Source organism: Brachybacterium fresconis, assembly GCF_017876515.1.
Lineage (GTDB): Bacteria > Actinomycetota > Actinomycetes > Actinomycetales > Dermabacteraceae > Brachybacterium > Brachybacterium fresconis.
On sequence record NZ_JAGIOC010000001.1, the window covers coordinates 1,789,153 to 1,801,465 of the forward strand.

Sequence of the window (12,313 nt, forward strand, 5' to 3'; positions counted from 1 at the left end):
GACATCCACGCCAGCCGACGCTCGCCAGCGGAGCGGCCCAGCCCCCAGCCGACGCTCACCGGCCGCCGCTCAACCCCAGCCGACGCTCACCGGCCGCCGCTCAACCCCAGCCGAGCTCGTGCAGGCGCGCGTCGCTGATGCCGAAGAGGTGCCCGAGCTCGTGCAGGACCGTCACCGCGATCTCCTGGACCAGGTGGTCGCGGGAGCGCGCCACCCGCTGCAGCGGGCCGCGGAAGATGAAGATCCGGTCCGGCTGCGCGTAGCCGTCGAAGACGGAGCGCTGATCCAGCGGGATCCCCTCGTACAGCCCCAGCAGCTCGGTGCCGCCGGACTGCGCCCGATCGGGCTCCTCCTCGACCAGGATCGCCACGTTCGCCTCGGCGATGGCCCGTGCGATCTCCTCGGGCAGGGAGTCCAGGGCATCGTCGACCGCCTCGTCGAACTCCCCGCGGCTGATCCGGATCATGGGTCCATCGAACCATGGCGCGCCGGGGGTGGTCGTCTCGGCGCCGCCGGGCGTGGTCGTGTCGGATACGCCGCATCTGCGGCCGCGGCCTCGGCGCGAGGCCCCCAGGGTGGGTATGCTCGTCCCGGGCAGTTCTCTGCTCGGGCCCCCATCGTCTAGAGGCCCAGGACACCGGCCTTTCACGCCGGCGACACGGGTTCGAATCCCGTTGGGGGTACTCCTGCGATCCGCGCACCTGGCATGCGGAGCGGAGGAGATCGGAGTGCGAGACGGCTCACAGCCCAAGTGGTGCGGAGCCCCGAGAACGTCCGGTAGAGTTGTCCAGGTCGAAGCGCGCAAGCGCCGAGAAAACGTAAGGCCCTGTAGCTCAGTTGGTTAGAGCGCCGCCCTGTCACGGCGGAGGTCGCCGGTTCAAGTCCGGTCAGGGTCGCCACTGACGAAGGCCCCGGAACCCGGTTCCGGGGCCTTCGTCGTTCCCGGGACCGCAGGCAGAACAGCGGCGGACCCTGTCAGCTTCAGAGAATCCCGTCGGCCCCGGACCTGCGTCGTCGTGGCTCATCGCACCCGAGGCCGCCGACCCGCTCGCGACGGGCTCGGGCATACGCTCGAGGAATGAGCACCCCCACGCTGAATCACCGCATCCGCCTCGCCGCGAGGCCGCACGGCGAACCCGGCCGCGACGACTTCCAGCACGACGCCGTCGAGATCCGCTCCCCCGGCCCCGGCGACGTCCTGCTGCGCACCCGCTACGCCTCCCTGGACCCCTATGTGCGCGGGCGCATGAGCGATGCGAAGTCCTACTCCGCCCCGATGGAGATCGGGGACGTGATCGTCGGCGGCACCGTCTCCGAGGTGGTCGAGTCCACGGTCGACGCCTTCTCCCCCGGCGATGTCGTCCTGTCCTACGGCGGCTGGCAGGAATACAGCGTCGAGCCCGCCGCGCGCCTGCGCCGCCTGGACCCCGCGGCCGCACCGATCACCACCGCCCTGGGCGTGCTCGGCATGCCCGGCTTCACCGCGTACGCAGGCCTGCTGGGAATCGGCAGGCCGCAGACCGGCGAGACCGTCGCCGTGGCCGCCGCGACCGGCCCCGTGGGCTCCGCCGTCGCCCAGATCGCCCGCATCCACGGTGCGCGCGCGATCGGCATCGCCGGTGGGGAGCAGAAGGTCGCGCGGCTGCGGGAGCTCGGCGTCGACGAGGCCGTGGATCACCGGGCCCCGGACCTTCCCGGCCGGCTCGCCGAGGCCGCGCCCGACGGGATCGACGTGTACTTCGAGAACGTCGGCGGGGCGGTGTGGGATGCCGTGCTGCCGCAGCTGAACGAGTTCGCGCGCGTGCCGGTGTGCGGCCTGGCAGCGACCTACAACGCGACCGAGCTGCCGGAGGGCCCGGACCGGTCCGGGCAGCTGATGGGCGCGGTGCTGACCAAGAGCCTCACCCTGCGCGGCTTCATCCAGCGCGAGTTCGTCGACGCGATGTTCGAGGACTTCCTGCGCGATATGACCGGGTGGGTGGCCGACGGCCGCGTCCAGTACACCGAGGACATCACCGAGGGTCTGGACAGCGCTCCGGAGGCCTTCGGGGGACTGCTGCGCGGGGAGAACTTCGGCAAGGCCATCGTCCAGGTCTCCTGACGGCGCCGCATCGGGCGCGACCGACGGGCCTCAACGGCCGCGCTCGCGAATCCCGGCGGCCGCGGCTCCGACCACGGGCGGCGCCGACGGGCTTCGTCGGCGCGCCCGTGGCATGCCTCTCACTGAGCAGAGCCGGTTGGGCGCTGCCGTGGGACCCTGTTAACCTTGACCTCGGCCGCTCTCAGCGGTCACGGCTCTGTAGCTCAGTTGGTAGAGCGTTCGACTGAAAATCGAAAGGTCACCGGATCGACGCCGGTCGGAGCCACCACCGGTCGAAACCCCCTGGTCCGCCAGGGGGTTTCGTCGTTCCCGGAGCGTGGTCGGAGCGGCTGTGCGCTCACCGCTGCGGGCGCACGATCCCCGCGAGCACGAGCATGCAGGCGCGCTGCGCGACGATGCCCCGCTGCGCGGCCGGGATGCCCGTCATCACTGCGGCCACCATCGCGACCGCCGTCGAGATCTCCTCGGGAGTCACCTCCCGCAGCAACCTGCCCGCCCTCCGCTCCCGCTCCAGGAGCACCACGGCAAGGGTGCGCATCCGCTCCCCGAGCATCGCCACCTCGACGTCGTCCGCCGCGGAGCGCAGCAGGGCCGACAGCTCCCCCGACTCGAAGGCCTGCTCGGCGATCACCGCGAAGAACTCGCGCAGTCCCGGCGTCGCATCCGGGGACTCCGCATCCGGGGACTCCGCATCCGGGGACTCCGCATCGAGGAACTCCGCCTCGAGCTCGTCGATGTTCTCCGAGAACACGGCGGCCGCCAGCGCCGTCCGGGTCGGGAAGTGCCGGTACAGGCTCCCCTGTCCCACACCGGCACGCTGGGCGATGGCCCGGAGCGGGACCGTGAGTCCGCGGGCGGAGAACTCCACCCGGGCCGCAGCGACCAGGGCCCGCCGATTCTCCGGTCCCGCGCCGGGGCCGCGGTTCTGCTTCTTCTCAGACGGCTCGGGCGGCATGGGAGTAGCCTAGCTCCGGACAGTATTGTCCGGTAGGTGCTCACGGAGTTCACCACCGCATCGCTCATGCACCGCGGATCCTGCGCCGTCACCGTCGAACACGGGACGGAGCCGTCCCCGCCGCAGCCGTCCCGAGGAGAGAACCCATGTCCGATTCCCAGCACACCCCGCAGATCGCCGAGTGGGACGAGGTCATCACCTCGGGCCGCTTCGACGGGGCCGTCCTCATCGTCACCGGCGCCGGCTCCGGCATCGGGCGGGCCACGGCCTCGCGCCTCGCCCGGGAAGGCGGCCGCGTCGTCGCGGTGGACGTCTCGGCGACGGGGCTCGAGGAGCTCGCCGCCGAGCTGCCCGACGCGAAGATCACGACCGTCGTCGCGGACATCACCGATGATGCCGGGGTCGCCGCGATCGTCGAGGCCGCCGGAGAACGGATCGACGGGCTCGCGAACATCGCCGGGATCATGGACGACATGACTCCGGTGGACGAGATGTCCCTGGACCTGTGGTCCCGCGTGTTCTCCGTCAACGTCGACGGCACCATGAAGCTCATGCGAGCCGTCATCCCGTCCATGCGCCGAGCCGGCGCGGGGTCGATCGTCAACGTCGCCTCCGAGGCCGCGCTGCGGGGGTCCGCCGCCGGGGCCGCCTACACCGCCTCGAAGCATGCGGTCGCCGGCCTCACCAAGAGCAGCGCCTTCATGTACGGGCCGTCGGGCCTGCGCATCAATGCCGTCGCACCCGGCCCGGTGGCCACCGGCATCGGCTCGACCTTCGCCTCCGAGCTGGGCGCCGAGCGCGTTCAGCGGGCGATGGCCGTGCTGCCGCAGGTGGTGCGAGCGGATGCGCTCGCCGCGTCGATCACCTTCCTGCTCAGCGATGACGCCGTGAACATCAACGGCGCCATCCTGCCCTCGGACGGCGGCTGGTCGGCGGCCTGACCCGGGCTGCGTCGAGGCGTCCCGACTCCTCGACAACCTCTCCGGGATCGAGAAGAATCCCACCGGGGCCACATCCTCCTGCAGTGGGACTCGATCGGCCAGGACGACCGCGCGAGCGCAGAGCGCCCGACCAGGTGCGAACACGTCCGCGAGGATTCCCGCGACGACCGGATGTCGAGAAACCGGACCCGGCTCCGTCCCTGACATGAACGCGACCACCGAGGGTCGCATCGCACAGAGGGAGAGCATCATGGCCAAGTACCTGCTGCTGAAGCATTACCGCGGCGCCCCGGCGTCCGTGAACGACGTGCCCATGGATCAGTGGACCGAGGACGAGATCTCGGCGCACATGCAGCACATGGACGCCTTCGCGACGCGCTTGGAGTCCACCGGCGAGTTCGTCGACAGCCAGGCGCTCAGCCCCGAAGGCACCTGGGTCCGCTACGACGGAGAGGGCCGGCCTCCGGTCACCGATGGACCGTTCGCGGAGACCAAGGACCTCATCGCCGGGTGGATGATCATCGATGTCGACACCTACGAGCGCGCCCTCGAGCTGGCGGGCGAGCTGTCCGGCGGGCCCGGAGCGGGCGGGAAGCCGGTCGGCGAATGGCTGGAGCTGCGGCCCCTGTTCGTCCCGCCGACCACGATGACGGAGGTCGGCGAGATCGTCGGCCAGGAGCAGCGCTGAGTGTCCGAGATGCACGCGTTGGACGAGGACCTGCTGCGACGGCTCACCCCGGCCGTCCTGCGGGTCCTCGTCCGCCGCGGCGCCGACTTCGCCGCGGCAGAGGACGCCGTCCAGGACGCCCTGATCGAGGCGATCCGGGACTGGCCCGACGCCCCGCCGCGGGATGCGAAGGGCTGGCTGATCACGGTCGCCTGGCGGAAGTTCCTCGACGGCGCCCGGTCCGAGACCGCCCGTCGTCATCGCGAGGACCGGATCGACGCCGAGCCCTCACCCGGTCCGATCGCCGAACGCGATGACACGCTGTGGCTGTTCTTCCTGTGCGCGCACCCGTCGCTCACGCCGTCGTCGGCCGTCGCCCTCACCCTGCGGGCCGTCGGCGGGCTCACCACGAGGCAGATCGCCGAGGCCTACCTGGTGCCCGAGGCGACGATGGTCCAGCGCATCAGCCGGGCCAAGCGCACGGTGGCGGGGGTGCGGCTGGACGAGCCCGGATCGCTGGGCACCGTGGCGCGCACGCTGTACCTGATCTTCAACGAGGGCTACTCGGGTGAGGTCGACCTGGTGGCCGAGGCGATCCGTCTCGCCCGCCTGCTCGCAGGGGCGGTCGATGACCCGGAGGTGTCCGGTCTGCTCGCGCTGATGCTGCTCCACCACGCGCGGCGCGCGAGCCGGACCGCGGCCGACGGCCGTCTCGTCCCGCTCGCCGAGCAGGACCGCTCCCTCTGGGACACCTCGCTGATCGCGGAAGGGGTCGCGATCCTGCAGGCGGCGCTGGTCCGCGATCGTCTGGGCGAGTTCCAGGCCCAGGCCGCGATCGCCGCCCTGCACGCCGACGCCCGCAGCACCGCGGAGACCGACTGGGTCCAGATCCTTCAGTGGTACGACGAGCTGGCCGCGCTCACCGAGAACCCGGTCGTGCTGCTGAACCGTGCCGTCGCGGTCGGGGAGGCCGACGGGCCGCGGGCCGGCCTCGCCGCCCTTTTCGAGCTCGACGACTCCCTGCCGCGCTACGCGGCGGTCGCGGCGCATCTGCACGAGGCCGACGGGGACCGGGCGACCGCCGCCCAGCTCTATGCCGAGGCGGCGCGGAAGGCATCCTCGCTCGCCGAACGGGATCACCTGACGCGACAGGCGGCGCGGCTGAACAGCGAGGCTTCTCCGGGAAGGGCGTCGCCGTCCGGCGCGAACGGATCGGGCTGATCTGCGAGGCACGTACCTCCGGGGCACAGCCGACGCCGCACCCGCTCACTCCCCCTGCTGGGCCTCCACGGCCGCCACGATCTCCTCGACCGCCTCGTCCAGGCTCATCCGGGAGGTGTCGATGATCAGGTGATAGCGGGTCGGCTCGGCCGGGTCCCAGCCCATCAAGCGCCCGGACATCCGCGGGCGCATGCGGTCCTCGCGCACCTGGCGCTGGGCGGCGACCTCCGGGGTGAGCTCGTAGTCCACGGTCGCGCGGGCCACGCGGTCCTCCACCTCGCCTTCCATGCGGACATGGATGGCACCCTGCACGTCCCCGAGGATCATGGTGGCGTCGCGACCCACGACCACGCCGCCGGAATCCTTGACCAGCTTCATCACCTCACCGACGTTCTGGCGCACCATCTGCGAGGTGATCTGGGCTTCGCCCGACTCGGCGGCGACGTCGACCTCGACCGTCGGCCAGGAGAAGGTGTGCAGCCACCGCAGGGAGCGGCCGGTGCGAGAGTCCTCCAGCACCCGGGGCCGGGACGAGGAGGCTCGCTCGAGGTCCTCGGAGCTGAAGCGCGTGCCCGCGAAGGCCACCCCCAGCTGCTCGGCGACCCGGGCGCCGACGGACGAGGCGCCGGCCCCGTACTGCTCGTTGATCGTGACCACGGGACGGGTGGCGATCAGTCGCTGACCGTCCCGGGAGATCACCACCGCACCGCCGGGCTTCGTCGCACCGACGGAGGCCCGGGCGCGTCGCTGGCGCAGATCCTGGACGATGCTGCGGTGCTCCTGGGCACCCAGCGGGTAGAGCACGATGATCAGCGCGGCGATCACACACAGCACGGCCGGGGCCCACCCGGCGGCGATCTTGATGCCCTGGACCGCCTGCTCCGTCTGCTCCGGCGCGCCGGAGGCGTAGCCGAACGCCCCGATGATCGCACCGCCCAGCGCGCCGCCGATGCCCTGGCCGGTCTTGCGCACGAAGGACAGCACCGAGTAGCTGCCGCCCTCGGCGCGCGTGCCGGTCTTCCACTCGCCGTAGTCGACGGTGTCGGCCTGCATCGAGAACATCAGCGCGTTGGTGCCGCCGAAGCCGATGCCGTAGACGAGGAAGGCGAGCAGGGCCAGCGGCAGGCTGCCGGTGGGGGTCAGGCCGATCAGCACCAGGCCGGCGACGGCGACGAGAGCAAGCCCCACATAACCGATCCGCTTGCCGAACTTCTCGGTGATCGCCGGGATCGCCGTGGCGGCCGCGATGGTGCCGATCGTCTGGGCGAGGAACAGCAGCGTGAAGTATCCCGCGCCGCCGACCACGTCGCGGGCGTAGTACATCATCACCGCGTTCATGGTGAAGGAGCCGCCGAGCAGGAACAGCGCGCCCAGGCACAGCAGCAGCAACGGCTTGTTGCGCACCACCATCGCCAACGTGGTGCGCAGGGTCAGGGTGCCGGTGCCGGGCGGGACGACCTCACGGGTGTTGCGGAAGCAGACCCAGTACAAGATCATCGCGATCAGGGCCAGGGCGACGGTGGCCAGGGTGAACGTCAGGCGGATCCCGTCGGCCGTGGTGTCCTCGAACTGGGGCGAGAGCACCAGGGAAAGCACCACACCGGTGATCGAGGACGCGATCGACCGGGCGCCGGAGAGGCGGGAGCGGTCGGTGGCGTTCTCCGTCATCGCCGCCGAGAGCGAGCCGTAGGGGATGTTCACGAAGGAGTAGCACAGCTGGAACGCCGCATCGAACAGCAGGATCCAGGCGACCGTCGCCATCGGGCCCAGCCCGGCCGGGGTGCTGAACAGCAGCACCAGCGAGACGACCAGGAAGGGGCTCGCCCACAGCAACCAGGGCCGCAACCGCCCGTGGCGGGTCTCGCGGCGGCCGACGGTGTTGCCGGCCACGAGGTCGGTGACGCCCGCCCACACCTTGGTGACGCCGTAGATGGTGCCGGCGATGGCCGCGGGGACCCCGGCGATGTCCGTCATGTACACCATGAGGAACAGCGAGGTCATCTGGAAGGCGACGTTGTTGGCCGCGTCGCCCATCGCGTACCCGAGGACACGGCGCCTGGGCAGGAGATCCGTCCTGCTACCGGTCGCCTCGGCTGCGCTAGACATAGGTCACCTCTCCTGGTCTGCTCGACCGGTCGGTGCGCGTCAGGGCGCCGGGCGCCGCATCGCGAGGGTGGTCGAGAGCATCGCGCGTCCGGGGCGCCACCCCCACGGTCGTCGTGCGACCAACTGTTTCATATTTCTACGGTCTCCCGGCGACCGAAGGTCCCGCGCCGTGGGTGACGCTCACCTCCGGGCGAGACGCCCCACACCTCAGGGCGAGGCGCCCCACACCTCAGGGCGAGGCGCCCCTCACCACGGGCGAGGTGCCGCTCGAGCGCGTGCGGCTCACCGCCGGCTGAGTCGCCCCTCCACGTCCGGCCAGGCCACTTCGAGGTTCTCCGTGGCCATCAGGCCCTTCGTCGCCAGGTAGTCCGCCAGCCGCACGCCCTGCGGCGACAGCTCCACGATGGTCAGCCCCGCGACCTCGCTCTCGGTGTCGGCATCGAGCACCCACTGCTCGGCGAGCTCGGAGATGCCGTGCGCGGCCAGCCGCTCCTCCCCCTCCTCGAACTCCCCGGGGCTGCCCAGGGCATGACCGAGCAGCGTGCGGGGCTGGACGCGGTCGTAGTCCTCCGTGAGCGGCTCGAGGTACCCCACGGTCTCCCCGTCCTCACGGGTGACGCTGACCCAGTCGTGCTTCTCGCTCATGACCGCCCATCGTAAGCCCACCCGAGCCGAACCTCCCGCCCGGACCGAGAACCCGCTGCATACCGTCTATACTTAGCTCCGTGGCGAACCTAGACACTCATGCCGAAGACGCACCGTGCTGGCCTCCGACCTGGGTCCGCGCGCTGCTCCCCAGCGCGATCCTGGCCTGCCTGGAGGACACCCCTCTGCACGGCTACGCGATCGCCCGCGCCCTCGGTTCCCGCGGATTCGGGGTTCCCCAGGGCGGATCGCTGTACCCGGCGCTCGCCCGGCTGGAGGAGTCCGGGACGATCTCGGCCGAGTGGACGCCCGGGCCGTCCGGCCCTGCCCGTCGGCAGTACACGCTCACGCCCCGGGGGCAGCGACAGCTCACGCGGGACCGGACGATGCTGGGCGCGCTCACCACCGCTCTCGGCCCCGACCCGCAGGACGGCCGCGACGCCGTCGACGCCGATTCCTCGAACCCGACCGCTGCGGCCACGGCGACGAACGGGGCGACCCATGACCTCTGAGGACGTCCCTCCCGGGGCCGAGGGCGGCCCTGCCGGCCCCGAGCTCCATCGCGTCCGCCGTGAGTTCCTCGCCGCCCGCGGAGTCGATGACGACCCCCGATGGGCGGAATCGGCCCTGGTGACCATGGTGTTCGCCGACGTGCAGATCGACGTGGCCGAGGAGGCACTGATCGACGCCGCAGCCCTGGTCCAGCAGAGTCAGGAGAGCCCCGAACAGCTCTACGGCCCGCCCGACCGGTGGGCGGGCGAGACCGTGGAGTCCCTGCGCGAGAGCGGTATCGCGGTCTTCGAGGACCCGATGCCGCCCGACCTGCGCGGGAGCGTGCTGACCGTGTTCGGCGTCGCCGCGGGGCTCAGCGCCCTGTTCGTCGCCAGCGACGTGCTCTCGCTCCTGCTCGGCACCGGGCCGGACAAGAGCCTCACCCTCGGGCTCGCGGTGGCCCCCCTGCTGCTCTCCGCGGCGATCATCATCCTGTGGCGGGTCTACACCGAGGCCTCACGCCGCTTCTCCTTTCCTGCCGTGGTCGCCCTGAGCGTGCTGGTCCTCGCGATCTGCGCCGGGGGGACCGCGGCGGTGATCATGCCGCTGGGCCAGACGGAACCCGTGGCCGGCCGAGGGTGGATGGTCACCCTCGTCCCCCTGTACGGGCTGATCGCCGCCGTCCTCGCCAGAGTGTGGCCGAAGCCCTCGGCCGCCCCACAGCCGCTGACGGTGCCGGAAGTGCTGGAGGGCGCGGCCGTCGAGGACGAGCAGTGGCTCCGGCGGGCGCGGGCGGCTCTGCGCGAGCGCGGTGACCTGCCTGAGAAGCGGATCTCGGCCGCACTGAGGGAGGCGCAGGAGCACGCCGCCGACCACGGGACTCGACTGCTCGAGGAGTTCTCCTCCCCGGAGGAGTATGCCCGGTCCCTCCCTCGGGACCCCCGGGTGACGCCGCGACGGATGACCGTGCTCTACGGTGCCCTCGCTCTGTGCTGGCTCGCCGCGGGAGTTCTCGGCGCCGCCGAGCAGCACTGGGAGCCGAGCTGGGACCAGGGGATGTACGCGGTGCTCGTCCTGATCAGCCTCTGGCTGGCCTGGACCCATGCCCGGTCCTGGCGAGCAGCGGCGACAGGCACCGCGACCGGAGCGTGACGAGGCCGGGCATCGGTCGCCGTCCTGCTCTGGCGGGCGGCACGGATCGCGCGCCGTCCTGCCCTTGCGGGCGACGGCGAGCGCCGTAGGGTGAGGGGCATCACGCACCCGGAATGGCCCGGGCCCCGACCCCCGTGGAGGACGACGATGTCTGCCGAGAACCCCGATCTGGCGATCGCCCAAGCAGCGACCCTGCGACCGATCGCCGAGATCGCCGAGAGGGCGGGGATCCCCGCCGACGCCCTGGTGCCCTACGGATCCGACAAGGCCAAGGTCGACGTGCGGAAGATGTCGGCCCCTGCCTCGCACGGCAAGCTCGTGCTGGTCTCGGCCATGTCCCCCACGCCCGCGGGCGAAGGGAAATCGACCACCACCGTCGGCGTCGCCGACGCGTTCACCCTCAAGGGACAGAGCACGATGGTCGCGCTGCGCGAGCCGGCGCTGGGCCCGATCATGGGGATCAAGGGCGGCGCCACCGGCGGCGGCTACGCGCAGGTCGTGCCGATGGAGGACATCAACCTCCACTTCACCGGCGACTTCCACGCCATCCAGATCGCCAACAACACCCTCGCGGCGCTCGTGGACAACCACATCCATCAGGGCAACCAGCTGCGCATCGACCCTCGTCGCATCCAGTGGAAGCGCGTCGTCGACGTCAACGACCGTGCACTGCGATCGATCGTCGTCGGCCTCGGCGGCCCCACCCAGGGCGTGCCGCGCGAGGACGGCTTCGACATCGTCGTCGCCTCCGAGATCATGGCGATCCTGTGCCTGGCGTCCGACCTCGCCGATCTCGAGGCCCGGATCAGCCGGGTCGTGGTCGGCTTCACCTATGACCGCGCCCCCGTGACCGTCGAGGATCTCGGCGTCGCCGGTGCCATCACCATGCTGCTGAAGGACGCCCTGCTGCCGAACCTGGTCCAGACCCTCGGCGGCACCCCGGCGCTCGTACACGGCGGCCCGTTCGCGAACATCGCCCACGGCTGCAACTCGCTCGCCGCGACCCGGCTCGCCCTGTCGCTGTCCGAGATCACCGTGACCGAGGCCGGTTTCGGGTCGGATCTTGGCGCCGAGAAGTTCCTGGACATCAAGGCCCGTCTGGGCGGTCTCTCCCCCGACGGCGCCGTCGTGGTCGCGACCGTGCGCGCCCTGAAGATGCATGGCGGCGTCGCCAAGGACGACCTGGCCTCCGAGAACGTCGAGGCCATCCTGGCGGGCACCGTCAATCTCGGTCGGCACGTGGAGAACCTCCGCAAGTTCGGGCTCGAGCCCGTGGTCGCCGTGAACCGCTTCCCCACCGACACCGAGGCCGAGCTCCAGGCCGTGCTCGACTGGGCGCGACAGCAGGGCTTCCGCGTCGCCCTCAGCGAGGTCTGGGCCAAGGGCGGCGAGGGCGGGCTAGCGGTGGCCGACGAGCTGCTCGAGGCGATGAAGCCCGCCGGTGGGAGCGCCGGGAGCAGCGGGGCCGGCGGCAGCGCCGGAGGCGGCGGCGCCAGCGGCAGCGCCGGAGGCGGCGGCGCCAGCGGCAGCGTCGGAGGCGGCGGGGCCAGCGGCAGCGCCGGGGGCGGTTTCCACCATCTCTACGACCCCGCCGACGGGGTCGAGGCGTCGCTGCGCACTCTGGCCCGCGAGCTCTACGGGGCCGATGACGTGGTCTTCGAGGACAAGGCACCCGCCCAGCTGCGGATGCTGCAGCGCAACGGCTGGGACCAGCTGCCGGTATGCGTCGCCAAGACCCAGTACTCCTTCTCCGACGACCCGAAGCTGCTGGGGGCGCCCACCGGGCATGTGCTGCACGTGCGGGACCTGGTTCCGAAGATCGGGGCAGGCTTCGTCGTCGCCATGACCGGCGCGATCATGACCATGCCGGGGCTGCCGAAGGAACCGGCCGCGACGCGCATGGGCGTCACCGACGACGGGGAGTCGATCGGGCTGTTCTGACCCGCGACCCCACCCGCGACCACCCGCACCGCCCCGTCCATCCGCGACCACCCGTATCCCCCGTACCCCCGTACCCCCGTATCCCCCGTATC

Annotated in this window: 11 protein-coding genes and 3 tRNA genes; 10 read left to right on the forward strand and 4 right to left on the reverse strand. The window is 71.6% G+C overall.

The window, feature by feature from the left end:
* Positions 1-100 precede the first annotated feature (100 nt).
* Positions 101-466: a metallopeptidase family protein gene (locus JOF44_RS08255; RefSeq protein WP_209889605.1), complete on the reverse strand. Its 366-nt coding sequence runs from the start codon at positions 464-466 to the stop codon at positions 101-103.
* A 144-nt stretch (positions 467-610) separates the two neighbouring features.
* Between JOF44_RS08255 and JOF44_RS08260 the strand changes: the two genes are divergently transcribed.
* The 4 genes from JOF44_RS08260 to JOF44_RS08275 all read left to right on the forward strand — a co-directional run bounded on the left by JOF44_RS08260 (position 611) and on the right by JOF44_RS08275 (position 2,369).
* Positions 611-683: transfer RNA gene (locus JOF44_RS08260), tRNA-Glu, on the forward strand.
* A 139-nt stretch (positions 684-822) separates the two neighbouring features.
* Positions 823-899, forward strand: a tRNA-Asp gene (locus JOF44_RS08265).
* 179 nt (positions 900-1,078) lie between these two features.
* Positions 1,079-2,101: an NADP-dependent oxidoreductase gene (locus JOF44_RS08270; protein ID WP_209889608.1), complete on the forward strand. Its 1,023-nt coding sequence runs from the start codon at positions 1,079-1,081 to the stop codon at positions 2,099-2,101.
* A 192-nt stretch (positions 2,102-2,293) separates the two neighbouring features.
* Positions 2,294-2,369 (forward strand) — tRNA-Phe (locus JOF44_RS08275).
* A 69-nt stretch (positions 2,370-2,438) separates the two neighbouring features.
* On the opposite strand, the gene JOF44_RS08280 is transcribed toward JOF44_RS08275, so the two are convergent.
* Positions 2,439-3,056, reverse strand: coding sequence for a TetR/AcrR family transcriptional regulator (locus JOF44_RS08280; protein WP_209889611.1), 618 nt, complete (start codon positions 3,054-3,056; stop codon positions 2,439-2,441).
* Between the two features lie 146 nt (positions 3,057-3,202).
* Between JOF44_RS08280 and JOF44_RS08285 the strand changes: the two genes are divergently transcribed.
* The 3 genes from JOF44_RS08285 (at position 3,203) to JOF44_RS08295 (ending at position 5,885) form a co-directional block, all read left to right on the forward strand.
* Positions 3,203-3,997, forward strand: coding sequence for an SDR family NAD(P)-dependent oxidoreductase (locus JOF44_RS08285; RefSeq protein ID WP_209889613.1), 795 nt, complete (start codon positions 3,203-3,205; stop codon positions 3,995-3,997).
* Between the two features lie 250 nt (positions 3,998-4,247).
* Positions 4,248-4,685 (forward strand): YciI family protein, encoded by a 438-nt coding sequence (locus JOF44_RS08290; RefSeq protein WP_209895808.1) that lies wholly within the window; start codon positions 4,248-4,250, stop codon positions 4,683-4,685.
* 9 nt (positions 4,686-4,694) lie between these two features.
* Positions 4,695-5,885 carry an RNA polymerase sigma factor gene (locus JOF44_RS08295; protein WP_209895810.1) on the forward strand — a complete coding sequence of 397 codons (1,191 nt, stop codon included), beginning with the start codon at positions 4,695-4,697 and terminating at the stop codon, positions 5,883-5,885.
* 45 nt (positions 5,886-5,930) lie between these two features.
* Here the strand turns inward: JOF44_RS08295 and JOF44_RS08300 are convergent, their stop codons facing one another.
* Together JOF44_RS08300 and JOF44_RS08305 are read right to left on the reverse strand one after the other, a co-directional pair.
* Positions 5,931-7,991, reverse strand: a complete 2,061-nt coding sequence (locus tag JOF44_RS08300) for a cytidylate kinase family protein (protein WP_209889627.1) — start codon at positions 7,989-7,991, stop codon at positions 5,931-5,933.
* 282 nt (positions 7,992-8,273) lie between these two features.
* The gene (locus tag JOF44_RS08305; RefSeq protein WP_209889630.1) at positions 8,274-8,636 is read right to left on the reverse strand and encodes a serine/threonine protein phosphatase; all 363 of its coding nucleotides are present in this window, start codon (positions 8,634-8,636) and stop codon (positions 8,274-8,276) included.
* A gap of 80 nt (positions 8,637-8,716) precedes the next feature.
* On the opposite strand from JOF44_RS08305, the gene JOF44_RS08310 reads away from it, so the two are divergent.
* From JOF44_RS08310 to JOF44_RS08320, 3 genes are all read left to right on the forward strand, one after another.
* Positions 8,717-9,148, forward strand: coding sequence for a PadR family transcriptional regulator (locus tag JOF44_RS08310; protein WP_209889633.1), 432 nt, complete (start codon positions 8,717-8,719; stop codon positions 9,146-9,148).
* On the forward strand, positions 9,138-10,280 hold the full coding sequence (locus JOF44_RS08315; RefSeq protein ID WP_209889636.1) for a hypothetical protein: 1,143 nt from the start codon (positions 9,138-9,140) through the stop codon (positions 10,278-10,280). The genes JOF44_RS08310 and JOF44_RS08315 overlap by 11 nt, the downstream gene beginning before the upstream one ends.
* A 147-nt stretch (positions 10,281-10,427) precedes the next feature.
* A complete protein-coding gene (locus JOF44_RS08320) occupies positions 10,428-12,221 on the forward strand; it encodes a formate--tetrahydrofolate ligase (protein ID WP_209889639.1) in 1,794 nt (597 codons plus the stop codon).
* Positions 12,222-12,313: the final 92 nt, after the last annotated feature.